Source organism: Kocuria sp. JC486 (genome assembly GCF_011602805.1).
Lineage (GTDB): Bacteria > Actinomycetota > Actinomycetes > Actinomycetales > Micrococcaceae > Kocuria > Kocuria soli.
The window spans coordinates 17,470-42,037 of record NZ_JAAOZS010000023.1; the positions used below are offsets into that span (position 1 = coordinate 17,470).

The window sequence follows — 24,568 nt, forward strand, 5'->3', positions numbered from 1 at the left end:
GGAAGATTCAGGCTCCGTTGATGGAACCTGCCCAGGAATAGGTGTCCAGGAACGGATCCGGTGCCACGGGCTCCGGTGCCTGCCACACTGTGTCGATCAGCCCGTCCTCGCGGATCCGGCCGATGCGAGGAGTCTTGGAAATGTGCTGGTTCTCGCCGTCCACGCTCACCTGCCCCTCTGGGGCGTCGAACTCACTCCCGCCTGTGTCCGCGGCTTCCTGCACGGCGGCGACATCGAAGGAACCCGCTTCTTCCACCATGTCCTTCCACAGGTAAACCGAGGTATAGGCGGCTTCCATGGGATCGGACGTGACCTGGTCTTGGCCGTAGCGGTCCTTGAAGTTGGTGACGAACTCCTGGTTGTCGGGGCTGTCCACGGTCTGGTAGTAGTCCCAGGCCACGTACTGGCCTTCCAGGTTGTCCACGCCGATCCCCGGCACTTCCTCCTCGGCGATGGACACGGACATCACAGGCAGGGACTGGGCGTCCAAGCCCACCGCGTTGTACTGACGGAAGAAGGCCACATTGGAATCACCGTTGAGCGTGTTGAACACCGCATCCGCATCGGACGCCATGGCCTTGTTGACGATCGTGGAGAACTCGGTGGAGCCCAGGGGTACGTACTCCTCCCCCACGACCTCCATGTCATGCGCTTCGGCATATGCGTTGATGATCCGGTTCGCCGTCCGTGGAAAGACGTAATCGGAACCCACCAGGAAAATCTTCTTGTGCCCCTGTTCCCTCATCCAGTCCAGAGCCGGGATGATCTGCTGGTTGGTGGTTGCCCCCGTATAGAAGATGTTGGGAGATGCTTCCAGACCTTCGTACTGGACCGGATAGAACAGCAGGGAGTTCTGGGCCTCGAACACGGGGAGCATGGCCTTGCGGGAGGCCGAGGTCCAACCACCGAAGGTGGCAGCCACGCAGTCCTGACGGATCAGTTTGCTCGCCCGTTCAGCAAAGATCGTGGGTTCGCTGGCACCGTCCTCCGTGACCGGTTCAATCTGTTTGCCCAAAACACCACCGTCGGCGTTGATTTCGTCGATCGCCATGTTGAGGGATCGATTAACGGTGGTTTCGCTGACAGCCATGGTCCCGGACAAGGAATTGAGCAGACCCACTTTGACGGTGTCACCTTCGGTGTCGACACAAGACTCTGGTGAAATCTGTTGGGCTGCCGCTTCAGCCTCAGGGTCGTAACGCTCACCGCATCCTGTCAGGACCAAAACTGCAATCAACGGGAGAACGGCACTCAGGGTGGCGCGCGGGGACACGGCGGCTCCTCTGTACAGGCGGGAGGGCCCGCTGCGGTCAAGGCAGACCTGACATTAGAGAGGCCGTGTTTCCTGGGCTTTGCGCTTTATTTCTGATGTGTGCAGAGTTCGTTGCAGGAATGTGTCCTAATGCAGCCCACCCTGGGCTGACCCGCTGTAACAGTGGCGAAATTCCTCTTTCGTCCATTCCGATTTCCGTGAACACGGTGGCCGGGGTGCCCTTCTCAAGCAGTGAGCTGCAACAACCTCCGCGCCGCCTTTGCAGCCTGCCCGGAGCCTCTGAACCCTTCGAGCCAGACGCGCAACACCGGATCCTGCACGCCGCACTCGGCACGGATGCAACCGTCCAGAAGCAGATTCATGAGCCCACCTAGACGATGCGTGTCACGTTCCAGCCTGGGCAGCAGATACGTCAGGACGGATGTCACCGGTCAGACTGCCCTCAGCACTGTTCTGCGCGGCCTCGGTCAAGGCACCTATCCAACGCGTGATCTTGACTTTGGCCACAACCTGCGAGAATCCAGCCCCCATGCCCAGTGCGCTGATTCGTCTCCCGACAACGTCAACCATGATCTCGGCTGGCACAGTCCGCGCTTGCGGTGACGTTGCCGACATCCCGAGCGCCAGAAACTTGGCTGCCTCAAGGCTCCACGCTCCCGGATGGGAACCCAGAATCCGCAACAGGTCGAGGTCCTGCGTCTTCCTGTAACCCGGGTTCTCTTCATCAATGACGTAGACGGCACCTGTCCACCGGCCACAGGGGTTGGCTTCCAGAATCAAGAGGTCCTGGTGCAGCTCGTCCAAAGCAGCGCCACGTCGGATGGACTCCGGCAGCGCACCCAGGAACGACGGCACAGGATTCTCTGAGTTCCGGGACATGCGCGACCTCCAAATCGATCGAAACATCAGTCGTATGCCGTGTCCCGAGGAGACACCTTGTCACACGTTGATTGGTTGCATTGCAGCCCGTCGCGTGCCGATTCCATTGAGGTCGGCCAGGTTTAATCCGGCCGCATCATCCCGTCGGTGTCTCCACGCTCTTCGAGATCGGCAAGTGGATCAGCGTGGGGCCTTCTGCTTCCAGGGCTTCCAGGACGCGGGTGGCGAGGTCGTCGGTGGTGGCCGAAACGCCACAGGCCCCGAAAGCCTTCGCCAGCGCAACCCAGTCCGGCTGCCGCAGGTCGACCGCCAGAGGATCAATCTGACGGTCTTCCATATTGGCCCTAATTTCTCCATAGCCGCCGTTGTCCACGCACACGATGGGAAGGGTCAGTCCGAGTTCCACCGCGGTCATGAGCTCCTGAATGGAGAACATCAACGCCCCGTCGCCAACCAGAGACACGACGGGACGTTCCGGTGCTGCGAGCTTTGCCCCGATCGAGGCGGGCAGCCCATAGCCAAGTGTGGCGTATGTCCCCATGTAAAGCAGTGATTTGGGTAACTGCGCGCGGAAAAATGTGGTGGACCCCATGTACGTGACCTGGGACGAGTCCCCACCGATGATGGTGTCGTCCGGGACGGCGTTCATGATGGCTTCGTTGAGTTCAGCCAGCTCCGGCGCCCTCTGTCGGCCTTCCGCGTCCAGGCGAACGAAGACCTCGGACAGGTCCCGCGGTTCCCGTGGTGCCACGTCCCCAAGAGCCTCGATCAGCTGCGGAACGACGGCGGCCGAGTTGCCCGGCAGCTCGATCTCCGGGTCCACGTTGCACAGCATCTGATCCCGCATGATGTCCACGCGGATGATCGGGCCCGCGGGAGTGATGTCTCCACCCCAGAGCTCCGCGGCACCGACCTTGGACCCGATCACCAGCAGAGCATCCGACGCGCGTAGGAACTCGTGCGCGGTCGTGAGCCGCAGATCCGCGCCCAGGGACAACCGATGGCGTTCGGGGATCGCTCCCTTTCCGTTGGTGGTGGTGATGACCGGCGCTTCGAGTTTGACGGCCAATTCCAGCAGGTGTTCACCGGCGGCCAGGGACCCGCCACCGGCCAGGATCACCGGCCGTTCGGCCTCGGTGAGCACGTGCGCAGCCCGTACGACGTCGTCGACGGGCGCGGGTTGCGGGGCGCCCAACGGTCGGGGCGCGACCTGGCGGTCCGTGTACTCGAGCTCCGCTTCCAGGATGTCCAGCGGGATCTCGATGTGTACGGGTCGGGGACGGGAATGGGTGAAGTCCCGCATGGCGTCGTGGATCATCGTGATCGCCTCGGACCCGTTGGTCACCCTCCGCGAGCGCCCGACGATGGAGTTGACCGCACCCGACGGGTCTTTGGTCTCGTGCAGGTCGCCGATGTCGCGGAAGTCCTGTCCAAGTGGCCGCCCCGGAGAGAGCAGAATCATGGGTCGGGACTCCGCGTACGCCGTCGCCGCACCGGACAGAGAGTTGAGCAGCCCAGGACCCGACGTCGTGATCACCACCCCCGGAAGGCCGGAGATCAAGGACCATCCGTCCGCGCCGTACGCCGCCCCCTGTTCGTGCCGTGGCGTGATCGCGCGGATGCCAAGGTCACGCATGGGCCGGTAGAACTCGAGCGAATGGGTTCCCGGAATTCCGAACACCGTGTCGATCCCGTACCCGCGCAGGGCCTCCAAGACAGCCCGGCCGGTGGTGCGGTGCGCGGTCATGCTGTTGCCCCTTCGGATTCGTGGCCCGGATGCACCGACCGCACCGATTCGTGTCGACCACACCGGGTGTACGCGGTGTGCTCGCAACAGGCGGTGCGGTCGGCGGCACGGACAGCCAGGCTCATGGATCAGGCTTGGGCGGCGGTGGCCGGGTGTTCGCCGGCGTCCTCGGCTTCGGCCTCCGGCCCCGCGATGAACAGCAGCCGCTTGTTCACGAACTCGTCCATTCCCAGCGGGCCCAGTTCACGGCCGTAGCCGGAACGCTTGACACCCCCGAAGGGCATCTCCGCGGTCTCCGCCGACGGCGCGTTGACAGCGCTCATGCCCACCTCCAGCAGCTGCGCGATCGCCTCCGCTCGTTTGGGGTCGGTGCTGTGTACGGAACCTCCGAGCCCGAACGGGGTGTCGTTGGCCAACGCGAGGGCCTCCTCGTCCGACTCGACGCGGTAGACCACGATGACTGGTCCGAACAGTTCCTCCTTGTATGCCTGGGTCCCCTCGGCGACATCCGTCAGCACGGCCGGGCTGAAGAAGGCCTCCGGGCCGGAGGACAGCTCACCGCCGACGTGCAGGGTCGCGCCTTCCTCCACTGCCGTCTTGACCTGCTGATCCAACTTCTCCGCGGCAGCACGCGAGGACATCGGACCGTAGGTCTTCGGACGCTCGGCGGCAGGATCGGCCGGTTCGAGCTCCGAGGTCAGGCGGACCATTTCGGCCACGAAATCGTCATAGATTTCCCCGGAGACGATGATCCGCTTGTTGGAATTACACGCCTGCCCGGTGTTCTCGATCCGGGTGTCGAAGGCCAGCTGGGCGGACTCGGCCACGTTGTCGGTGTCCAGGACGACGAACGGGTCCGACCCACCCAGCTCCAGGACCACCTTCTTGAGGTTGCGCCCGGCGATTTCGGCCACCTTGGCACCGGCCCGCTCGGACCCGGTCAGAGACACACCTTGGATCCGCGGGTCACCGATGACCCTCTCGATCTGGTCATGACTGGCGAAGATGTTCTGATACACGCCTTCCGGCACGCCCGCTTCCCGCATGATGTCCTGGATGGCCAGAGCACACTGCGGAACGCTCTCGGCGTGCTTGAGCAGGATGACATTGCCGAGCATCAAGTTGGGGGCCGCGAACCGGGCCACCTGGTAGAACGGGTAATTCCACGGCATGATCCCCAGCAGGGCGCCGATCGGCCGAGACTGGATCACCGCCTTGCCCTCGATCGTCGACTTGATCGGCTGGTCGGCGGCCAGCGCGGGCCCCTGATCGGCGTAGTAACCGAAAATGTCCGCGCAGAACTCCGCCTCCCCGCGGGACTCGGCCAACGGCTTTCCCATCTCCTGGGTCGCAATGGCGGCCAGGTCGTCGGCCCGGTTCTTGAACAGTTCGGCCACGTGGGTGACGATCTCGGCCCTATCCTCGATCGGCATGGCCCGCCACGCGGCGAACCCTGCCTCGGCCTTCACCAGAGCCTCTTCGAGCTGCTCGTCGGTGACGGTGTCGTACTCGGCCGTGGTCTGGCCCGAGGCCGGGTTCACGGTCTTGTACTGCGTTCCGTTGCTCATCGTCGTCGCTCCTTTGCGTCGTCGTTCACGTGCTTGCCATGCTTCTAGTTGACTTCTTTGGCCGCAAGGCGTCTGTCCCACGCCTCCAGCACGGCGTCGTCAGTACGGCCGCTGGCAAGGGACACGACGACGTACACGACGGCCGAGACCCCCAACCCGATGTAGATCGGCGCGTTGGCCATGACCCCGAAGGCGAACATCCCGATGACCACACCCACGGATCCGGCGACCATCGACCACGCGGCTCCCAAGGCGTTGCCCCGCCGCCACACGAGTCCACCCAGGATCGCAACCAGCAGGCCACCCACCAAGATGTCGTAGGCGATGGTCAACGCCGTGACCACGTCGCTGACCAGGATCGATGCCAGCGTGACCAGCACGCCGAAAACCAGGAGATAGGCGCGGTCGCCGCGCAGCGACGGTCGGGACTCGTCACCGCTGCCGATCAAGGTCTTGATCAGCGGCACCACGTCCACCCGTGCCACGGTGGCCGACGCGATGAGCGCTCCGGAGGCGGTGGACATCATGGCGGCGACACCGGCGGCCAGGACCACACCGCCCAGCCCGGCCGGAACGTGCTCTTGGGCCATCATCGCGAACGCGTCGTCGGGACTCTCCAGCACGGGGAGAACAGCTGCGGCAGCTGTTCCGATCAGCGCCCCGGCCACGCCGTAGAGGGCGACGTACACGGCTGCGCTCAACCCACCCCAGCGGGCCACCCCGGGTGATCTGGCGGTGAACACCCGCTGCCAGATGTCCTGACCGATCAACATCCCGAAGCCATAGACCACGAACATCGTGGCGATCGACTGCAGCCCCATGGAATCCACGGCGAAGAACGTGGCGTCCAGTCTTTCAGTCAGCCCGGACCACCCACCGGCCGCGCTCAGGGAGAAGGGGAGCAGGCTCAAGAAGATCCCCACGGTCATGAACAGGAACTGCATCATGTCCGTCAGCGTGATGGACCACATCCCGCCCAGGACCGAGTAGGACACGACGATCAAGCCACCCAGCAGAATCGCACCGGTGCGGTCGATGGGGAACAGGACGGAGAAGATCGAGGCATACGCGGAGGTCGAGGTCACCGCGAGCATCAGCGTGTAGGCGAGCATCACGACGGACGAAACCCTCGAGGCGATGCCCTCCCCGTAGCGCAAACCGAGCATCTGGGAGACCGTGTAGATCCTGAGCCTGGTGAGTCGGCCGGCAAACACCACGCTGAGGATCAACAAGCCGATGGCGATGGCCAACACCAGCCACATTCCAGAGATGCCGTAGGTGTAGCCGAGTCCGATGCCGCCGACGGTCGACGCCCCACCCAGCACCACGGCCGACATGGTCCCCGTGTAGAAGAAGGGCCCCAACCGACGACCAGCCACGCGGTAGTCCTCGGTGGTCGACGCGCGGCGAGCAGCCCAGAGTCCTATGGCCACCATTGCGACCAGGTAGAGCACGATGATTGCGACGTTCATTGGGGACTCCCCCTCTTCCTTGCGGGTGCTCATCGAGCGGGCCGTCCCGCCAGTTGTCTGTAGCGAAACAAGAGTTTCGTATTAGTGTAATAACAGATGTGACCCATGACATAGAGATCCAGTCGGTTCGGTTCATCATCCGACGTCCGGCCGCAGGTCACAGAGGAGGTCGACTCGTGAAATCTCTGCCGGTGCACAGCGGTTCCGGGGACCCGAGGATCGGGGCGCGGCTGCGCAATCTCCGCCGTCGCAATCACATGACCGTGGAGCAGCTGGCCGCCGGGGCCGACTTGTCCAAAGGCTTCGTCTCGAGGGTCGAACGGGATCTGACCTCACCGTCCGTGGACGCCCTGGTGCGTCTGTGCCGGGTCCTACGGGTGGAGGTCGGTGACGTCTTCACGGCGGAGTCCGACGTCGACGTCGTGCGGTTGGCGGAGGCGCCCTTGGTGCGGCTGGGTGGGGAGGGCATCCGGGAGCAGCTGGTCACGCCGTCGGGTAATCGCAGCCTGCAACTCATCCGCGCGACCATTGCCCCGGGCGGGCGCAGCGAGGACGAGCTGTACAGCATGGACTGCCGGCACGAGGCCCTGCACGTGATCGCGGGCAGGTTCAGCCTGATCACCCCGGATCGGCGATTCGAACTGGAAGCGGGCGACACCGTGAGCTTCCCCGGGTCCGAACCTCACGGATGGGTCAACCCCGGAGAGACGGAGGCCGTGGTCCTGTGGGCCATGGCCACGTGAGAACAACCGACACCGCCCATGGAGCACAGCAGCCAGGCATGGAACTCAGCAGTCACGCGAGCAGGAGCAGGAAGATGAGCACGGACAAGATGAGCACGGACAAGATGAGCACGGACAAGCAGTCACGGACACAGCCCGAACGCGTCATGGCGACCGGCCCGGACGGACGCCAACTCGTCGGCCCCGTCAACGCCGCCAAGACCCCCCGGTGGGCGGGGTTGGGAACATTCGCCCGGCTCCCGCGGATCGACGAGGTGGAGCACGCGGACATCGCCGTCGTGGGTATTCCGTTCGACGCGGGGGTTTCGTACCGCTCGGGTGCTCGATTCGGGCCGAATCACGTCCGAGAGTCCTCGCGACTGCTTCGTCCCTTCAACCCTGCCCAGAGCGCCTCCCCGTTCGCGTTGTGCCAGGTCGCGGACGCGGGGGACCTGGTGGCCAACCCGTTCGACATTTCCGAAGCCATCGACGCCATTGCCACCGGCGCCTCCGAACTCATGGACGTGGGCACCAAGCTGGTCAGCATCGGTGGGGACCACACCATCGCCCTCCCCCTGCTGCGCGCGGCCCACAAGGCCCACGGGCCCGTGGCTCTGCTCCACTTCGACGCGCACCTGGACACCTGGGACACCTACTTCGGCGCCGAATACACCCACGGCACCCCGTTCCGCCGGGCACACGAAGAAGGCCTGATCGACCCCGACGCCGTCATGCACGTGGGCACCCGTGGCCCGCTCTACGGCACCCAGGACCTCGACGACGACGAACGGTTCGGCTTCGGCATCGTGTCCTCCGCTGACGTTATGCGCCGCGGAGTGGATTCCGTGGTGGCAGTCCTCCGCGACAAGGTGGGTGACCGACCGTTGTACGTCTCCCTGGACATCGACGTCCTCGACCCGGCACACGCGCCCGGCACGGGGACCCCGGAGGCCGGGGGCATGACCAGCCGGGAAACGCTGGAGATCCTGCGCGGGCTGCGCGGCCTCAACATCGTCGGCTGCGACGTCGTGGAAGTCTCCCCCGCCTACGATCACGCGGAATTGACGGGTATCGCCGCCGCGCACGTGGTGTACGAGATGCTGACCCTGCTGGCTCTGGGCCCCGGTGCGGCACCGGGCTCACCGGCTTACGGGATCTCGGAGACCACGTACGGGGAGTCGGCGGAGCAGGACGAACCCGGTGGCCGGGTATGACCGCCTTCGCCAAGCGGGCCGAAGAGTTCCGCCCGTCGCCCGTTCGCGCGGTATTCGAGACGGCCATGGACCCGTCCGTCGTGTCTCTGGCCGGCGGAAACCCTGACCTCTCACTACTGCCGGGAGGGACGATCGGAACATTGGCCGCCACCCTGCTGGCGGACCGAGGCCCTGAAGTCCTGCAGTACGGATCCGGCGCAGGCACGGAGGCGTTCCGCGCGCTCGTCGTGAATCTCATGAGAAGCCGCGGATCACAGGTCACCGAGGACCAGGTGCAGCCACTGGCGGGTTCCCAGGCCGGGCTGGACCTCGTGACCAAGCTGTACTGCAACCCCGGCGACGTGGTGCTCGCGGAAGGTCCGACGTACGTGGGCGCGCTGGGCGTGTTCGGCAGTTACGAGGTCGAGGTTCGTCACGTGGACATCGACGGTGAGGGTCTGAATCCCGACGACGTCGCGGCCGCCCTGGACACCTTGGCGCGCGAGGGACGACGTGTCCCGTTCCTCTACACCGTGCCGACGTTCCAGAACCCCACCGGAGTGAGCCTGTCCACCGAGCGACGCCGCGCGCTGGTGGAGGTCTGCGCCGCGCGGGACGTGATGATCCTGGAGGACGATCCCTACGGTCTGCTTGCCTTCGACCGCGGCGCGGATCCCGCGCCCACTTTGCACTCGCTGGCCCCGGACCATGTGATCCACCTGGGCAGCGCGTCCAAGATCTTCTCCCCCGGTCTGCGTGTGGGGTGGGCGGTGGCACCCAGGCCAGTCCGTGCGCGGATGCAGATTGCAGCCGAAGCGGTGCTGATCCACCCGTCGATGCTCTCCCAGGAGTTGGCGGTCGCCTGGCTGGGCTCACCCGAATGGCCCGACGTCCTGGATCGCACCGTCGCGCTGTACGCCGAACGAGCCGCTGCGGTCACAGGCGCACTGGCCGAGCACCTGGGTGACCGCGCCGAATGGACCGATCCAACCGGTGGTTTCTTCACCTGGGTTCGCATGCCGGGAGCGGGCCTGACGGACGTGCTGGGACGAGGTATCCGGGAAGGTGTGGTCATCGTCCCGGGAGCGGCGTGCTACGCCGACGGTCGATCCTCCGACGCCGTACGAGTTGCTTTCTCCGGCGTGACACCCGACCGGGCCAAGGAAGGCATTCGCCGCCTGGCCTCGGCTGTTCGGCCTGCCTGAACCATCCACATCGGTGTCACGGGCCACTGCATGCCTAGAGGCTCCCGTGTCAGACCTCCACGTCCCACAGATGGTGCTCGGCCTCGTGAACCTTGAACTGGCACAGCGACCCCAGGGTGAAGCTCACGCCGTCACCCCGGTGGCCCGGACGTTGCCAGTCGTCGGCGCCCACTGCCTTGAGTTCAGCCACCGCACGTTGCGTGGCCTCAGCAATCTCCCGGGACACGACGAGCGGATCCGAGGCCCAGGTGCGCTGCTCGACGGCAGCGGCGTCGCCGTCGTAGTTCGCGAACTCCGGGTCATCCTCCGAAAGAATCGCCTCGACGCGATCCGCCAGCAACTGCAGCAGATCACGGACGTGACAGGCGTATTCCACGGGTGACCAAACGAGCGGATCGGGGCGCATTGAGACGTCGTCGCCCTCCAGGACGCCCTCCCAGCGCAGGGCAGCATCGCTCAGACGCGCAGCGGTCTCTCGCGGCTCGAAGGGCTGCCAACCGCACTGTTCACACCCCTTGTCCAACACGGCAACCCAGTTCTTGGTGTCGGCGGGCACGGGCTGGGGTTCTTGGGTCTCTGACATGACTGCCTCCTCCGTGCTGGTGGTTTCTCACCACGCTATGCGTGCCGTTGCCGGTGCGCACGACGCACGAACTCCGAGTGCAACGTGAGGTCATGCGTGAGCTCGGGATGGAAGGACATGCCGATCACCTGATCGGTGGCCACCGCGACGACGGCGCCCGCCCCCTGCGGAGAGCTCCCGCGACGTGCGATCACCCGGACATCGCCACCCACGGCCGTCACCTCCGGGGCCCGGATGAAGGCGGCATCGACCTTACCGAAGGCGGTGCTGACCTCTTCCCTGGACGAATCGACCTGCCGTCCGAACGCGTTGCGCCGGACGGTGACGGGGAGAACTCCCAACGACGTCTGACCGGGCGCGGGGTCCTCGATGCGTTCGGCCAGCAGGATCAGCCCGGCGCACGTGGCCAGGACTGGCACCCCGGAGGTGATCAGTTCCGCGAGCGGGTCCCGCATCCTGAAGCGCCTGAGCAGTCGGTCCATCGTGGAGGACTCACCCCCGGGAAGAACCACGCCGTGCCATGGGCCAGAAGACAGTGCCGCCGCAGACCGCACGGGTACTGGTTCGGCACCCAGCTCACGCAACATCTCCACGTGTTCGGCGACACCGCCCTGCAGGGCCAGGACAGCTATGCGCGGCACCCCGGTGATGCCCGGGTTCACCACCCGCGTTCTGCCAGCCGGTGCGGCGCGGGGAGGTCCGCCACGTTGATGCCCACCATGGCGTCCCCCAGTCCACGGGAGGCTGCGGTCACAGCGGCCGGGTCGTCGTACTGCGCCGTGGCGGCCACGATCGCCTCGGCCCGCTGGGCGGGGTTGCCGGACTTGAAGATCCCGGAGCCCACGAACACCCCATCAGCCCCGAGCTGCATCATCATGGCCGCATCGGCCGGGGTTGCCACGCCACCCGCGGTGAACAGGACCACGGGGAGCTTTCCGGTCTCCGCGACCTCCCGGACGATCTCGTACGGGGCCTGCAACTCCTTGGCGGCCACGAACAGTTCGTCGGGGTTGGAGCGCAACGTGGCCTGCAGATCGGCGATCTGTTTCCGGATGGTTCGGATGTGCTTGGTGGCTTCCGAGACGTCGCCCGTTCCCGCCTCGCCCTTGGAGCGAATCATCGCCGCACCTTCGGCAAGCCGCCGCAGGGCTTCCCCGAGATTGGTCGCCCCGCACACGAACGGCACGGTGAAGGAGTGCTTGTCGATGTGGTTGACGTAGTCCGCGGGGCTGAGGACCTCGGACTCGTCGATGTAGTCCACTCCCAGCTCTTGCAGGATCTGGGCCTCCACGAAGTGCCCGATCCTCGCCTTAGCCATGACAGGAATGGACACGGCCTCGACGATCCCGTCGATCAGGTCGGGGTCGGACATGCGGGCCACCCCGCCCTGCGCTCGGATGTCCGCGGGGACCCGCTCCAATGCCATGACGGCGACGGCGCCCGCATCTTCCGCGATCTTGGCCTGCTCGGCCGTGACCACGTCCATGATCACCCCGCCCTTGAGCATCTCGGCCAGGCCGCGCTTGACGAGGGGAGATCCGGTGGTTGCTGTGGAATCAGTCATGACGATCATGCTCGCCCGGTGACTGGTTCAGCTCAAGATCCACTTGAGGCCTCCTTGAATGGACCAGTGAGCGGATTGCGACCACACTGGGAACATGACAGCGCGCGCAGCCACGGACGTGAGCCTGACCTTGGACCGCACCGACCACCGCTCGTTGCCGGTCCAGGTGGCCGACGCACTCCGCGCGCAGATCACCTCGGGTGTTCTGGCACCCGGAGAGTCGGTGCCGTCCACCCGTCACCTCTCCGAACGTCTCGGCATTTCCCGTGGCACGGTCGTCACCGCCTACGACCAGCTCCTGGGCGAGGGCTACCTGCAAGCCTCGCAAGGGCAACCGACCGTGGTGCACCCGGCACTGAACAAGATTCATCCCCGGTTCTCGGGGCAGCCGAAGTCAGCGGGAACACAAAACAGCTTTCGGAACACCGACGGCGCAACCGCCCTCACCGATACAGACACCCAGTCCCTCGTCGACCTGCGGCCCGGGCAACCCGATTCCAGCCGTGTGGCGGGGCCCGCCTGGCGAGCCGCCTGGCGTCACGCAGCAGCCCAACCCACGGACCTCTCCCCCGCACCGATCGGTCTTGATCTCTTGCGTGAGGCAGTAGCCGAACACCTGCGTTTGATGCGCGCGCTGCCGGTGCCGGCGTCGTCGCTGGTGGTCACGGCGGGTGCGCGGGAAGGACTGACCCTCCTGTTGGCGGCCACGGCACGACGCAACGGACGGGCCCAGTTGCGCGTGGGCCTGGAAGCTCCCGGGCACCCGGGGCTTCGGGAGGTGCCGAGCACGCACGGTCACACGGTGGTGCCCTGCCCAGTGGACCGGAACGGCCTACGAGTGGACCAGTTGCCCACGGGCCGCAATGCCCCCGACGTCCTGGTGGTCACCCCGAGCCATCAGTACCCTCTGGGAGGGTCGCTCACCCTGGAACGGCGACTCGAACTCCTGGACTGGGCACACCGCTGGGACGTCCTGCTGGTCGAGGACGATTTCGATTCAGAGTTGCGGTACGTCGGATCACCGCTGCCCACGTTGTCCGCCCTCGACGCCTTGGGTGAGCAGGTTGCGCTGCTTGGCACCTTTTCCACGCTGCTCACGCCGTCCTTGGCCACGGGGTACGTGACAGCACCGGAAAATTTGCTCCCGGCGGTGCGGCACATCCGTGAAACCCTCGGCGTCCCGGTGGCTGCGATCACCCAGTTCGCGCTCGCTCACCTTTTGTCCTCGGGGCAGGTCCGGCGGCACACTCAACGCATGCGCACCGAGTACCGACGACGCCGGGACGCTGTGCAGGCGGTGTTTTCGGAGGCCACGCACGCCCAACTTGTCCCGATGCACGGGGGTATCGACGCCGTGATTCACACGGATCGACCGGAACAGGACGTCATCGCGGCCTGCCGGGAACGCGGCTTGGTGGTCGGTGGCCAGTCCGAGTACTGGACCTGGGGCGACGGCAAGGTATCACCGACTGGGGATCGTGGACACGGGGTGGTTGTCGGGTTTGCCCGCCCGGACGACAGCGATTTTCAACGGGTATTGCCCGTCTTACTGGAGGTTTGTGATCGACCGGAGTGACACGGGAACAAGAAGCTGCCGGGCCTCGAACGGTTGCCGTGCCGGTCTGGGCCTGGAATCAACTTTTCGGTGACCACCCACGGCGGTTCTCACTCGCCAAGACGGGTGTACGCGCGATATTTTGCACTCTGACCGCACAACCGCAAATCGATGAACGGACAGCAACATCATGCAGGACCTGATGACCCATCGGTTGATTCTGCATCCCCTGACCGAGGCCGAAGCCACGGCCGTCATCCGCGCGGGCGTCCGCAGCCCCGGCTACCCGTCAGCGGCGAACATCGAAGCCGCCGCAGATTTCCTGACGATCCACCGCTTCCGGGGCAACCCTCACCCGTTCGGCACTTACGAAATCCGGCTGCGGGACTCGGGTCGACCCGTGGGCACCGCCGGGTTCAACCGACCCCTGGACGAGGACGGCATGACCACCATCCGGTACGAGGTCGCCGAATCGGCACAAGGCCTGGGTTACGCGACCGAAGCCGCCCGGGCCCTGCTCAAGATCGCCCACCTCAAGGGTGCCCGCATGATCCGCGGCAGCGCCCACCGGGACAACGTGGCTTCCCAGAAGGTCATGGAAGGCGCCGGCATGGTCTTCTCCTTCGCGGATGACCACGAACGGTTCTACTCCACGGATTGGGAGAACCAGTCGGAGGCCCCTTCCGCGGAGAGCCTCGGGTCTGCGACACCAGGCATCGGGACGGGGGCTGCCGTCAGCACTCGACCACGTTCACGCCAACGCTGACGGCCAGACCGCCGCGCGCGGTCTCCTTGTACTTCTCGGACATGTCGGCACCCGTCGCGCGCATGGTCTCGATCACCTGATCCAGGCTGACGTGCGTGGGCCCGTCCTCGAACAGGGCCATCCGCGCCGCGTTGACCGCCGTCACGGCAGCGATCGCGTTGCGTTCGATGCACGGCACCTGCACCAACCCGCCCACCGGGTCGCAGGTCAGTCCCAGGTGATGCTCCATGGCGATTTCCGCGGCGTTCTCCACCTGCTCGGGGGTCCCGCCCATGACCTGAGCCAGTCCCGCGGCGGCCATCGACGACGCCGACCCCACCTCACCCTGGCACCCCACCTCTGCACCCGAGATCGAGGCCTTCTCCTTGATGAGGGCTCCGATGGCACCGGCCGCCAGCAGGTAGTCCGCCACGATCTCGGCGCGCGGTCGCGCCTCGGGCCCGCGGGCCGCGGCGGTGTAGTGGGTGGCGTAGAACAGGACGGCCGGCACGATCCCCGCTGCCCCGTTGGTCGGCGCGGTGACGATCCGCCCGCCGGACGCGTTCTCCTCGTTGACCGTGAGCGCCACCAGGTTGACCCATTCGACCCAGTACTGGGAGTCGAAGGTGGTGTCCATGGCCTTGAGCCTGGCGTACCACTCCGGTGCCCGTCGTCGCACCGCAAGACCCCCGGGGAGGCAACCGGAACGGCGCAGGTTCGAGTTCTTGGACTCCTCCATCACCGCGGCGATTTCCGCCAGCCCGTCCAGCACTTCCCGCTCCGGACGCCGTGCACACTCGTTGGCCAGGGCGAGTTCGGCCACGGTCAGGTCGTTCTCCGCGCAGAGCCGCAAGAGGTCGGTGGCCTCTGAGTACGGGTACGGCACCGCGACGTCGTCGGAATCGGCCATGGGATCGGCCCCCTCCACCGGATCCACGACGACGAACCCGCCCCCGCAGGAATAGGCCGTACGTTCCCCGATCACCTCGCCGTCACCGTCGAAGGCCCTGAACCACATGCCGTTCGGGTGGTACGGCAGCAGCGTCAGCGGTCGCTGCACGATGTCGCCTTCGTGGAAGTCCAACCGGAGCGGTTCCGTGACGCCCTCCACCGCCGAGGCCAGCTGCAAGGGTTCACCCGCCTCCAACGCTTCGCGCCGCCGGTCGACGGTCTCAGGGGAGATCAGCTCCGGCCGGTACCCCTCGAGCCCCAGGAGCACAGCGGTGAACGTGCCGTGTCCCTTGCCCGTGAAGGACAGCGAACCGTAGAGGTCGACCCCCACCGTGGCCACGCGCTCCAGCAACCCGTCCCCGACCAGATCGGTGACGAAATCGGCTGCAGCGCGCATGGGGCCCACCGTGTGAGAGGAGGACGGCCCCACGCCGATGCTGAAGAGATCGAAGACACTGACGACCACCCGTTTCCGCCTGCCTCAGTCCTCGTCGTCCTGAGCCGCCGCGTACTCCTCGGGGGTGAGCAGCTCCCCTTCGGACTCCACCTCGACCGTGAACAGCCAGGCCTGGCCGTAGGGGTCGGAATTGAGCATCGCGGGGTCATCGACGACGGCGTCGTTGGCCTCGACCACGGTTCCGGTGACGGGTGAATAGATCTCGGAGACGGACTTGGTGGACTCGACCTCGCCGCAGACCTCCCCCGCGGTCACCGTGGTTCCGGCCTCCGGGAGGTCCACGTAGACGACGTCGCCCAGGGCGTCCACCGCGATCTGGGAGAGACCCACCTTGGCGGGCGTGGACGAGTCCACCCATTCGTGTTCGGCGGAGTAGCGGTAGTCCTTGTTGACCTTGTCAATGGCGCTCATCGTGGGTTCCTCTCGGTTCTGACCTGGGGTGATGGTGGGTGGATGGTGCGGATGGGGTGCGTCGGGTGGGCCCACCGGCGCCCGATGCGGCTCAGCGTGCTCGCTTGTAGAACGGGAGCTCGACCACGCGGAACGCCGTGGGCTTGCCGCGCAGATCGACCTCGAGCTCCGTCCCCGGTTCCGTGAGGTCCGGGGACACGAAGGCCAGGGCGATCGCGTGACCAAGGGTCGGGCTGGGCGCACCGGAGGTCACCTCACCCACGGGTTCACCGTTGTGGAGCACCGTGTACCCGGGGCGGGCAGCACGCTTGGTGTCATTGGCCAGGCCCACCAACTTGCGAGCCGGCCCGTTCTCCTTGATCTGCGCGAGCGCGTCCCGGCCCACGAACGCCTCCTTGGACTTCAGCGCCACGACCATGCCGAGTCCCGCGCTGTAGGGGTCGATCTGCTCGGAGAGTTCGTGCCCGTGCAGCGGCATCCCCGCCTCCAGGCGGAGCGAGTCGCGCGAGGCCAGACCGCAGGGGACCAGTCCGTGTGCCTGGCCAGCTGATTCCAGCACAGTCCACAGCCGCTCGGCGGCGCCGTCGTCGTCCTGGGCGTCCACGTAGATCTCGAAACCGTCCTCCCCCGTGTACCCGGTGCGGGCGAACTTGACCGGCAGCTCTCCGGAGGGGGTGTTCACCACGACGTCGACGATCGCGTAGTACCGCAGGGACGTGACGGCCTCCGTGCTCTCGGGAGCAACGACCTCCAACAGGATCGCCTCCGACGCGGGGCCTTGGACCGCGATCAGCGCGGTAGCGGCGGTACGGTCCTCGATCGTCACGTCGAAGACCTCACCGTCGAACCCCGTGGTCCGTTCACGCAGGGCGGCGAGCGCAGCGGGGGTGTTGGCCGCGTTGGGCACCACCAGGAAGTCGTCGGCCCCGAGTCGGTAGGTGATGAGGTCATCGATCACCCCGCCCTGTTCGTTGCACAGCAGTGAGTACTTGGCCTTGCCGACCTTGATCGCGGACAGTCGCCCGACCAGGGCGTGGTCCAGGAAGGCCCCGGCATCGGGACCGGTCACGGAGATCTCACCCATGTGGGAGAGGTCGAAGATGCCCGCGGATTCCCGGACCGCCTTGTGTTCGGCCACGTCCGACCCGTAACGCAAGGGCATCCACCAGCCGCCGAAATCGGTGAAGGAGGCACCCAGGCGTTCGTGGACCGCGGTGAGCGGGGTGGGCTTCGATTCCTCGGTGTTCATCACTCGGTCTCCTGGGCGGTCGTGGCGGTCGTGGTCGCGTCGGCGAAGGCCTCCGGGGGCGGGCAGGAGCACACCAGGTTGCGGTCACCGTGGGCGCCGTCGATGCGTCCGACGGGTGGGAAGTACTTGTCCACCCGCAGCGCCGACAGGGGGAACGCAGCCTGTTCGCGGCTGTAGGTCCGGTCCCATTCGTCAGCCACCAGGACGGCGGCCGTGTGCGGGGCGTTGCGGAGAACGGAGTCCTCCGCCGTGATCTTGCCCTGGGCGACCTCCTCGATCTCTGCCCGGATCGCGATCATGGTGTCCACGAACCGGTCGAGTTCGGCCAGGTCCTCGGACTCCGTGGGCTCCACCATCAGTGTGCCGCTCACGGGGAAGGACTCCGTGGGTGCGTGGAAGCCGTAGTCGATCAGACGCTTGGAGACGTCGGCCACCGCGATGCCCGAACGCGCCGTGAGCTTGCGGAAGTCCAGGATGCATTCGTGGGCCACCAGCCCGTCCTCCCCCGTGTAGAGCACCGGGAAGTGTTCGTTGAGCCGCTTGGCCAGGTAATTCGCGTTCAGCAGCGCCACCGACGACGCCCGGGTCAGGCCCTCCGCTCCCATCAGGGCCAGGTACGCCCAGGAGATCGGCAGCACGCCGGTGGAGCCCCAGCGGGTGCTCGTGACGGGGAGACCCTTGCCGAGAGACTCGGCGTCCTTCGGGGGTTCGGCGTCGTTCGTGGACCCACCCACCGTGGGGCGGCCGGGGTCCCCGGCCAGCGGGTCACCGGGCAGGAAGGGCACCAGGTGCTCGGCCACGGCCACCGGTCCGACGCCGGGTCCGCCGCCACCGTGCGGGATGCAGAAGGTCTTGTGCAGGTTCAGGTGGGAGACGTCCCCACCGAAGCGGCCCGGACGTGCGAGTCCCACCATGGCGTTGAGATTGGCCCCGTCCACGTAGACCTGGCCGCCCGCGGCGTGCACCGTGTCGCACACGGCCCTGACCTCGGACTCGAAGACCCCGTGGGTCGAGGGGTAGGTGATCATGATGGCGGCCACCCGACCCTCGTTCTCCGCGATGGCCTTGTCCAGGTCGGCACTGTCGATCGTGCCGTTCTCAGCGGTCTTGACCACCCGCACCCTGAGCCCGGCGAGCACTGCGGACGCCGCGTTGGTGCCGTGCGCGGAGGCGGGGATCAGGCAGATGTCACGCTGTTCGTCACCGCGGGAGATGTGCCAGCGGCGGATCGCCAGCAGGCCCGCCAACTCGCCCTGGGAACCGGCGTTGGGCTGGACGGAGACCTTCGCGTAGCCCGTGATCTCGGCCAGCCGCTCCTCCAGGTCCGTGACCAGGTACTGCCACCCCTGCATGCGTTTGGCCGGTGAGTACGGGTGGACGTCCGCGAACTCCGGCCAGGTGATCGCCGCCATCTCCACGGCAGCGTTGAGCTTCATGGTGCACGAGCCCAAGGGGATCATGGTGCGGTCCAGGGCCAGGTCCCGGTCGGCCAGCCGCCGCAGCCAGCGCATCATCTGGGTTTCGGAGCGGTACGCGTGGAAGTTCTCGTGGGTGAGGAAGTCGCTGGTTCGCCGCAGGTTCTCGGGCAGGTCCGGTTCCCGGAGTTCCGAGCTGGGGGCCTTCGCGCCGAACACCTCGGCCACGGCGGCAATGTCCGCGGCCGTCGTGCGTTCGTCCGTGGAGACACCCACGTGGTCGGCATCGACGCGCCGCAGGTCGATCCCCCGGTCTGCGGCGGCGGCCAGGATGTCGTCCGCCCGGCCGGGCACTCGTGCCACGACCGTGTCGAAGAACTGCTCGACCACCAGCTCCACTCCGGCCTCGGTCAGAGCAGCCGCCAGGTTGACCGCGTGTCCGTGGACGCGCTTGGCGATCGCCGTCAGTCCTTCCGGGCCGTGGTAGGCCGCGTAGCAGGCAGCCACTTCCGCCAGGAGCGCCTGGGCGGTGCAGATGTTGGAGGTCGCCTTCTCGCGGCGGATGTGCTGTTCGCGGGTCTGCAGGGCCAGACGGTAGGCGGGGCGGCCGGCGTCGTCGTGACTCACGCCCACCAGGCGGCCGGGCATGGAACGTTGCAGACCTTCGGAGACCGCCATGAACGCGGCGTGGGGGCCACCGGCGAACAGCGGCACACCGAATCGCTGGGACGTGCCCACGGAGATGTCGGCACCCAGGTCCCCGGGGGCGGCCACCAGGGTCAGCGCCAGGAGGTCGGCGACCACGGTGACCATCGCGTTCCGCTCATGCGCCGCACCGATCAGCCCGGACCAGTCGTGCAGCCGCCCGGAGGAACCGGACTGCTGGAGAATCACACCGGCCACCGGCTCGTCGATCTCGGGCAGGCCCTCGGTCAGGTCCAGGATGCGCAGGTCCAGGCCGACGGCGCGGGCACGGCCGGGAAGCAGCGCGAGTGACTGCGGGAACAGGTCCTGGTCCACCAGGATCACGCCGTTCTTGGCCTTGCGGTTGGCGCGGCTCATCAGCAGCGCGGCCTCGGCCACGGCGGACGCCTCGTCCAGCAGGGAGGCGTTGGCGATCGGCAGGCCCGTGAGGTGCTGGACCATCGTCTGGAACGTCAGCAGCAGCTCGAGGCGGCCCTGCGAGATCTCCGGCTGGTACGGGGTGTAGGCGGTGTACCAGGCCGGGCTCTCCAGCAGGTTGCGGGCGATCGCGGGCGGGGTGATCGTTCCGTAGAAGCCCTGGCCGATCATCGGGGTGCCGGGGTCGTTTTGGTCGGCGATCTTACGAAGCTCGGCAAGAACCTCCGCCTCCGTGAGTGCGTCGGGAAGCTCCAGCTCCTGGTCCTGCCTGATGCTGGCGGGAATCGCCCGGTCAACCAAATCGGCCAGGGAATCCACGCCCACGGTGCTCAGCAGGCGCTCGTACTCGGCGCCCCGGGGACCGATGTGCCGGTCCACGAAAGCGTGCGCATCCTGCCCCACGGGGCGGGCGGGTGCTTCTGACGAACTCATACGGGACTCCCTCGTTCGTGGGGCCTCGCGCGAGCCCCATCCGGATCCTCCCCGCTCTGTCATGGAACCTGAGAGATTCAACGGGAAACTTCCCGTTTGCCCCGTCGGTGACGGCGTCCGCTCCATCAGGACCGGCCCGTACTTTCCAGAGTTGCCGAGCGTCCCGGTGCGGGTGCCTGAGAGTTTCCCGGGGAGGGATTGCTCCTACGGCGCCCCACGCAGTTTCCGCGGGGTCTCTCCCGGGAACGCTCGTCGGCATGTTCGTTTATGCGGTGAGCTTAGCGTGACGTGGGTCTCCGCACCAAGGTCCGGGTCGGTCACCGGCTGCGCTCCACGGTGCGGGTCAGTCGCTCACTCATCGCGCTCATGGCGGCCACCAGCTCGGGTGGTTCGAGCACTTGGACGGGCATGGGCAGGGACACCAGGCGGAACGCCACCCAGTCGAACTCCTCCGTGAACGTGGTCAGCACACAGCTGCCCGGCCCCTCGGCTTCCAAGGTCCCCACGTCGGCCGGAATCACGGCGACGACCTCCTCCCGCGATGCCAGGAACCGCACACGTACCCGGGTCGTTCGAGCCCCTTGGGACACCGCTTGGCGCAGGTGCTCCTGGATGTCCGGGGTGGGCCGGGCGGTGTAACGGAACGTGGTGACCCGCGCGGATTCGATCCGGTCCAGACGGAAGGTGCGCCAGTCATCGCGGTCCAGGTCCCAGGCGAACAGGTACCAGTTCCGCCCCATGGACAGGACCCGGTACGGCTCCACGCGGCGTCGCGTGGCGGCTCCGTCCCGTGCCACGTAGTCCAGCCGCAGCTGGACCTGCCCGCGGACCCCCTGGGCCAGAACCAGCAGGGTCTCCAGTTGGACGGGTGGGACACCCGTGAGCACGACGTCGACGGCGGCCCCCACGGTTGCGATCTGATCCTTGATGGATTGGTGCACCAACTGTTCCAGGTGGGCCAGGGACCTGACCGCCACCTCGTCCAGGCCCGTGATGCCGGAAGCCGCGGCCAAACGCAGCCCAACCCCCACGGCCACGGCTTCGTCCGCCTCCAGCAGCAGGGGCGGGAGACGTTGCCCGGCACCCAATTGGTAGCCGCCGCCGTGGCCCTTCTCGGACAGCACGGGATAGCCCAGGTCTCGCAGGCGTTCGATGTCACGGCGCAATGACCGCGTGGTGACGCCGAGTTCGTCCGCCAGGTTCTGTCCGGTCCACACCGGTCGGGCCTGCAGGAGGGTCAACAGGCGCAGGGCACGTCGGGTCGTGTCGCTCATGGATTCATCATGGCCTTTTCAGAGGACAAAATTTGACCTATGACCGAGCGAACCTGGTGGTGTCCGGGGCGCAAGGACCGCCCGGTTCGCATTCGGAGGAGCGACACCGATGAACACCCAGATCGACACCCTGACCGCCGTCGTCGAGCAGTTCGAGATCCACTGGAAGCACCAGTTGGAATCGCGACTCTCCGCCTTGACGGATGACGAGTACTTCTTCGACCCCACCCACGACCGTTCCGCCTGGACCGTCCACTCCCGCGATCACAAAGGGGCTGCCGTTCAGGGCGGATCAGGTGAGATGGTGATCGACTTCGAGTTCCCGGAACCGGACCCCGCGCCGTTCACCACGATCGCCTGGCGGCTCGGACACGTGATCGTCGGTGTGCTGGCCGTTCGCAACCACGACCACCTGGGCGCCCCGGAGGCCTCCTACATGACCTGGGACTACTCGCCCACGGCCGCCGGGGCGATCGAACAGCTGGAGCACGAGCTGGACGTCTGGTTCAGCGGCATCCGCAGTTTCGACGCCGATCGCCTGGCGGCTCCGTGTGGTCCGGCGGAAGGCGAATGGGCCGACCGCCCCATGCTGAGCCTGATCCTGCACATCAACCGAGAACTCATCCACCACCTGTCCGAGGTCTCGCTGTTGCGTGATCTCTACGCCCACACCCGCTGAACCCGAACGCACCGAACATTCAACCTGTGTCAACAACCCATCAATAGGAGCAGTCATGCCGTTCTTCACCCGTCAAGTCACCACCGAAAAAGATGCCCTGGCTGCGTACGCAGCTCAACAGATCCACCAGCTCGCCACCACTCTGATCGGGCTGGACGACGAACAGATCCGAGCCACGCCCACGGCCAGCGACATGAGCCTGGCCTCCCTGGCCAGACACTGCCTGTACGTGGGCAACGACGGACTGCTGGCCACCGCGGTCGATCCTTCAAGGGCTGAGACACACGGCACGGGCGACATCTCCGCGGGTGAGCCACTGGCCGCGGGCATCCGCCCGGAGGACACCTCGGAGAGCCTCATCGAGGCACTCGAGGACATGGCCCGATGGGTGGAGAATCTGGTCCCCACACTGGACATGGATTCTCGGGTGGAGAAGCCGGACGCTCCCTGGTACCCCCAAGACCTCGAGTCATGGCCCACCCGGTGGGTGGTACTGCACTACGTCGAGGAATACGCCCGTCACGCGGGTCACGCCGACATCATCCGCCAATCGATCGACGGAAAAATCGCCTACGAACTCAATGCCCTGGCCGATGGCGAACCGTGGCCGCCAGAGGACTGGGGCAAGGAATGGGATGCGTGGATCGAGGGACGGCAGGGCAACTGAGGTTTTCATCTCCTGCCCTCCACCTTCGCCCACAGAGGTTCGATAATGGTTGCGTGGATCACATTCAGTGGTCCACGCAACCGCCGTGCGAGTGCTTTCACCTCATGTCGGCGGACCTTCAGAAAAAGCGATCACCTCAACTTCGCTTCCAGCCGCATCAAGGTCACGTCAAGGGAGAAGTTCCATGCAGGTCACCGCCGCCGTCGCCACGGCCGCCAAATCCCCGTTCGAGATCGTCGAGCTGGACCTGGACGAACCCCGTCCCGACGAAGTGCGCGTGCGTCTGGTCGCCACCGGGATCTGCCACACGGACGCCATCGTGCGCGACCAGTGGTACCCCACCCCGCTGCCTGCCGTCCTGGGGCATGAAGGTGCCGGTGTGGTGGACGCCGTGGGCAGCGCGGTCACGGCGGTGGCCCCCGGAGACAAGGTGCTCCTCAGTTTCAACAGCTGCGGTTCGTGCCGTCTGTGCCTGACCGGGCACCCGGCCTACTGCGAGCAGTTCTACGCCCACAACTTCGAGGGTCGGCGCGGTGACGACTCCTCAGCGTTGAGCAAGGACGGCCAGGTCCATTCCTCGCACTTCTTCGGCCAGTCCTCCTTCGCGACGTACGCGAACGTGGCGGAACGCAGCGTGGTCAGGGTGGACGACCACGCCCCGCTGGAGCTCCTGGGGCCGCTCGGTTGCGGAATCCAGACGGGGGCCGGGGCAATCCTCAACGTGCTGCAGCCACGACCCGGCTCCTCCGTCGTCGTGTTCGGTGCGGGTGCGGTGGGTCTGTCTGCCGTCATGGCAGCCAAGATCCGCAACGCCACCACGATCGTCTGCGTGGACGTCGTCGCCGAACGGTTGGAGCTGGCACTCTCCCTGGGGGCCACGCACACGGTCAACGGCCGCGACCCGGACCAGATTCAGCAGATCAAGGACATCACCGGTGGCGGTGCCGACTACGCCCTGGACACCACGGGCGTGGCGGCGGTGTTCCGGACCATGACGGACTGCATGGGGATCCTGGGACACGCGGCGCTGGTGGGTGCCAGCGCGCTGGGAACCGAATCCACGATCGACATCGGCACCCAGATGCTCTCGGGGCAGAAGATCTCCATGGTCATCGAGGGTGATTCCATGCCACAGGTGTTCATCCCCGAACTCATCAGGCTGCACCGGGCCGGCCTGTTCCCGTTCGACCGGCTGATCCGGACCTACACCTTGCAGGAAATCAACCAGGCCTTCGACGACAGTCACTCCGGGGATACGCTCAAACCGGTCATCGTGTTCTGAACCCGCAGCACAAGGAAGTGAGCATGTCCCTCAAGGAACAACTCGGCCTAGATGTACTTCCCCGGCAGGTTGTGAACACGCGGGGTAGATGAAGGCCTCCGGGCAAGATGTGGGTTACCACAC

At 66.3% G+C, this 24,568-nt stretch carries 22 protein-coding genes and 2 riboswitches; of the genes, 8 read left to right on the forward strand and 14 right to left on the reverse strand.

Features of this window, described 5'->3' with window-relative positions; translation table 11 throughout:
• Positions 1–7: 7 nt before the first annotated feature.
• The 6 genes from urtA to GWK18_RS10980 form a co-directional block, all read right to left on the reverse strand.
• Positions 8–1,273, reverse strand: a complete 1,266-nt coding sequence (gene urtA / locus GWK18_RS10955; RefSeq protein WP_123826523.1) for an urea ABC transporter substrate-binding protein — start codon at positions 1,271–1,273, stop codon at positions 8–10.
• A gap of 224 nt (positions 1,274–1,497) precedes the next feature.
• Positions 1,498–1,635 carry a hypothetical protein gene (locus GWK18_RS10960; RefSeq protein ID WP_166835251.1) on the reverse strand — a complete coding sequence of 46 codons (138 nt, stop codon included), beginning with the start codon at positions 1,633–1,635 and terminating at the stop codon, positions 1,498–1,500.
• Between the two features lie 22 nt (positions 1,636–1,657).
• Entirely contained in the window at positions 1,658–2,152 is a 495-nt protein-coding gene (locus tag GWK18_RS10965; RefSeq protein WP_166835254.1) for a hypothetical protein, read from the reverse strand.
• A 136-nt stretch (positions 2,153–2,288) separates the two neighbouring features.
• Complete coding sequence (locus GWK18_RS10970) at positions 2,289–3,899, reverse strand: thiamine pyrophosphate-binding protein (RefSeq protein ID WP_123825952.1); 1,611 nt, start codon at positions 3,897–3,899, stop codon at positions 2,289–2,291.
• A gap of 128 nt (positions 3,900–4,027) precedes the next feature.
• Complete coding sequence (locus GWK18_RS10975) at positions 4,028–5,467, reverse strand: NAD-dependent succinate-semialdehyde dehydrogenase (RefSeq protein ID WP_123825954.1); 1,440 nt, start codon at positions 5,465–5,467, stop codon at positions 4,028–4,030.
• Positions 5,468–5,511: 44 nt separating this feature from the next.
• A complete protein-coding gene (locus GWK18_RS10980) occupies positions 5,512–6,939 on the reverse strand; it encodes a sodium:solute symporter (protein ID WP_166835256.1) in 1,428 nt (475 codons plus the stop codon).
• A 176-nt stretch (positions 6,940–7,115) separates the two neighbouring features.
• Between GWK18_RS10980 and GWK18_RS10985 the strand changes: the two genes are divergently transcribed.
• From GWK18_RS10985 to GWK18_RS10995, 3 genes are all read left to right on the forward strand, one after another.
• Positions 7,116–7,682, forward strand: a complete 567-nt coding sequence (locus GWK18_RS10985) for an XRE family transcriptional regulator (RefSeq protein ID WP_123825958.1) — start codon at positions 7,116–7,118, stop codon at positions 7,680–7,682.
• 146 nt (positions 7,683–7,828) lie between these two features.
• Positions 7,829–8,875: an agmatinase gene (gene speB / locus GWK18_RS10990; RefSeq protein WP_166835280.1), complete on the forward strand. Its 1,047-nt coding sequence runs from the start codon at positions 7,829–7,831 to the stop codon at positions 8,873–8,875.
• Entirely contained in the window at positions 8,872–10,059 is a 1,188-nt protein-coding gene (locus GWK18_RS10995; protein WP_166835258.1) for a PLP-dependent aminotransferase family protein, read from the forward strand. The genes speB and GWK18_RS10995 overlap by 4 nt, the downstream gene beginning before the upstream one ends.
• Positions 10,060–10,108: 49 nt before the next feature.
• Here the strand turns inward: GWK18_RS10995 and GWK18_RS11000 are convergent, their stop codons facing one another.
• The 3 genes from GWK18_RS11000 to pdxS are packed head-to-tail and all read right to left on the reverse strand — an operon-like array spanning position 10,109 to position 12,206.
• Positions 10,109–10,642: a DinB family protein gene (locus GWK18_RS11000; protein ID WP_123825962.1), complete on the reverse strand. Its 534-nt coding sequence runs from the start codon at positions 10,640–10,642 to the stop codon at positions 10,109–10,111.
• A 35-nt stretch (positions 10,643–10,677) separates the two neighbouring features.
• Entirely contained in the window at positions 10,678–11,304 is a 627-nt protein-coding gene (gene pdxT, locus GWK18_RS11005; RefSeq protein WP_233568845.1) for a pyridoxal 5'-phosphate synthase glutaminase subunit PdxT, read from the reverse strand.
• Positions 11,301–12,206, reverse strand: a complete 906-nt coding sequence (gene pdxS, locus GWK18_RS11010) for a pyridoxal 5'-phosphate synthase lyase subunit PdxS (RefSeq protein WP_166835260.1) — start codon at positions 12,204–12,206, stop codon at positions 11,301–11,303. The genes pdxT and pdxS overlap by 4 nt, the downstream gene beginning before the upstream one ends.
• A 94-nt stretch (positions 12,207–12,300) precedes the next feature.
• Here pdxS and GWK18_RS11015 point away from each other — a divergent pair, with 94 nt between their 5' ends.
• Positions 12,301–13,782, forward strand: a complete 1,482-nt coding sequence (locus GWK18_RS11015; RefSeq protein WP_123825966.1) for a PLP-dependent aminotransferase family protein — start codon at positions 12,301–12,303, stop codon at positions 13,780–13,782.
• A 181-nt stretch (positions 13,783–13,963) separates the two neighbouring features.
• Positions 13,964–14,527, forward strand: coding sequence for a GNAT family N-acetyltransferase (locus GWK18_RS11020; RefSeq protein ID WP_209280945.1), 564 nt, complete (start codon positions 13,964–13,966; stop codon positions 14,525–14,527).
• On the opposite strand, the gene GWK18_RS11025 is transcribed toward GWK18_RS11020, so the two are convergent.
• From GWK18_RS11025 to GWK18_RS11045, 5 genes are all read right to left on the reverse strand, one after another.
• A complete protein-coding gene (locus GWK18_RS11025) occupies positions 14,496–15,923 on the reverse strand; it encodes an L-serine ammonia-lyase (RefSeq protein WP_166835262.1) in 1,428 nt (475 codons plus the stop codon). The two genes, GWK18_RS11020 and GWK18_RS11025, sit on opposite strands and share 32 nt — an antisense overlap.
• 15 nt (positions 15,924–15,938) lie before the next feature.
• A complete protein-coding gene (gene gcvH, locus GWK18_RS11030) occupies positions 15,939–16,316 on the reverse strand; it encodes a glycine cleavage system protein GcvH (protein WP_123826118.1) in 378 nt (125 codons plus the stop codon).
• A gap of 100 nt (positions 16,317–16,416) precedes the next feature.
• Positions 16,417–17,574: a glycine cleavage system aminomethyltransferase GcvT gene (gcvT, locus tag GWK18_RS11035; protein ID WP_166835264.1), complete on the reverse strand. Its 1,158-nt coding sequence runs from the start codon at positions 17,572–17,574 to the stop codon at positions 16,417–16,419.
• Positions 17,574–20,543 (reverse strand): aminomethyl-transferring glycine dehydrogenase, encoded by a 2,970-nt coding sequence (gene gcvP / locus GWK18_RS11040; protein WP_166835266.1) that lies wholly within the window; start codon positions 20,541–20,543, stop codon positions 17,574–17,576. The genes gcvT and gcvP overlap by 1 nt, the downstream gene beginning before the upstream one ends.
• A gap of 46 nt (positions 20,544–20,589) precedes the next feature.
• Positions 20,590–20,697, reverse strand: a riboswitch (glycine riboswitch).
• Positions 20,698–20,795: riboswitch (glycine riboswitch) on the reverse strand.
• 65 nt (positions 20,796–20,860) lie between these two features.
• Positions 20,861–21,817, reverse strand: coding sequence for a YafY family protein (locus GWK18_RS11045; protein WP_166835268.1), 957 nt, complete (start codon positions 21,815–21,817; stop codon positions 20,861–20,863).
• A 109-nt stretch (positions 21,818–21,926) separates the two neighbouring features.
• Here GWK18_RS11045 and GWK18_RS11050 point away from each other — a divergent pair, with 109 nt between their 5' ends.
• The 3 genes from GWK18_RS11050 to GWK18_RS11060 all read left to right on the forward strand — a co-directional run bounded on the left by GWK18_RS11050 (position 21,927) and on the right by GWK18_RS11060 (position 24,445).
• A complete protein-coding gene (locus GWK18_RS11050; protein WP_123825978.1) occupies positions 21,927–22,496 on the forward strand; it encodes a DinB family protein in 570 nt (189 codons plus the stop codon).
• Positions 22,497–22,551: 55 nt separating this feature from the next.
• Positions 22,552–23,163, forward strand: coding sequence for a DUF664 domain-containing protein (locus tag GWK18_RS11055; RefSeq protein WP_166835270.1), 612 nt, complete (start codon positions 22,552–22,554; stop codon positions 23,161–23,163).
• A gap of 184 nt (positions 23,164–23,347) precedes the next feature.
• Complete coding sequence (locus GWK18_RS11060; protein WP_166835272.1) at positions 23,348–24,445, forward strand: NAD(P)-dependent alcohol dehydrogenase; 1,098 nt, start codon at positions 23,348–23,350, stop codon at positions 24,443–24,445.
• Positions 24,446–24,568: the final 123 nt, after the last annotated feature.

What these genes read in the sequence shown, in the direction of transcription:
- gcvT (WP_166835264.1), bottom strand. Translation starts at nt 17,574, where the DNA reads ATGAACACCGAGGAATCGAAGCCCACCCCGCTCACCGCGGTCCACGAA.
- GWK18_RS10960 (WP_166835251.1), bottom strand. Translation starts at nt 1,635, where the DNA reads ATGAATCTGCTTCTGGACGGTTGCATCCGTGCCGAGTGCGGCGTGCAG.
- speB (WP_166835280.1), top strand. Translation starts at nt 7,829, where the DNA reads ATGGCGACCGGCCCGGACGGACGCCAACTCGTCGGCCCCGTCAACGCC.
- GWK18_RS11020 (WP_209280945.1), top strand. Translation starts at nt 13,964, where the DNA reads ATGACCCATCGGTTGATTCTGCATCCCCTGACCGAGGCCGAAGCCACG.
- GWK18_RS11060 (WP_166835272.1), top strand. Translation starts at nt 23,348, where the DNA reads ATGCAGGTCACCGCCGCCGTCGCCACGGCCGCCAAATCCCCGTTCGAG.
- GWK18_RS11045 (WP_166835268.1), bottom strand. Translation starts at nt 21,817, where the DNA reads ATGAGCGACACGACCCGACGTGCCCTGCGCCTGTTGACCCTCCTGCAG.
- GWK18_RS10965 (WP_166835254.1), bottom strand. Translation starts at nt 2,152, where the DNA reads ATGTCCCGGAACTCAGAGAATCCTGTGCCGTCGTTCCTGGGTGCGCTG.
- GWK18_RS11000 (WP_123825962.1), bottom strand. Translation starts at nt 10,642, where the DNA reads ATGTCAGAGACCCAAGAACCCCAGCCCGTGCCCGCCGACACCAAGAAC.
- GWK18_RS10970 (WP_123825952.1), bottom strand. Translation starts at nt 3,899, where the DNA reads ATGACCGCGCACCGCACCACCGGCCGGGCTGTCTTGGAGGCCCTGCGC.
- GWK18_RS11055 (WP_166835270.1), top strand. Translation starts at nt 22,552, where the DNA reads ATGCCGTTCTTCACCCGTCAAGTCACCACCGAAAAAGATGCCCTGGCT.
- GWK18_RS10975 (WP_123825954.1), bottom strand. Translation starts at nt 5,467, where the DNA reads ATGAGCAACGGAACGCAGTACAAGACCGTGAACCCGGCCTCGGGCCAG.
- GWK18_RS11015 (WP_123825966.1), top strand. Translation starts at nt 12,301, where the DNA reads ATGACAGCGCGCGCAGCCACGGACGTGAGCCTGACCTTGGACCGCACC.
- pdxS (WP_166835260.1), bottom strand. Translation starts at nt 12,206, where the DNA reads ATGACTGATTCCACAGCAACCACCGGATCTCCCCTCGTCAAGCGCGGC.
- GWK18_RS10995 (WP_166835258.1), top strand. Translation starts at nt 8,872, where the DNA reads ATGACCGCCTTCGCCAAGCGGGCCGAAGAGTTCCGCCCGTCGCCCGTT.
- gcvP (WP_166835266.1), bottom strand. Translation starts at nt 20,543, where the DNA reads ATGAGTTCGTCAGAAGCACCCGCCCGCCCCGTGGGGCAGGATGCGCAC.
- GWK18_RS11050 (WP_123825978.1), top strand. Translation starts at nt 21,927, where the DNA reads ATGAACACCCAGATCGACACCCTGACCGCCGTCGTCGAGCAGTTCGAG.
- GWK18_RS10980 (WP_166835256.1), bottom strand. Translation starts at nt 6,939, where the DNA reads ATGAACGTCGCAATCATCGTGCTCTACCTGGTCGCAATGGTGGCCATA.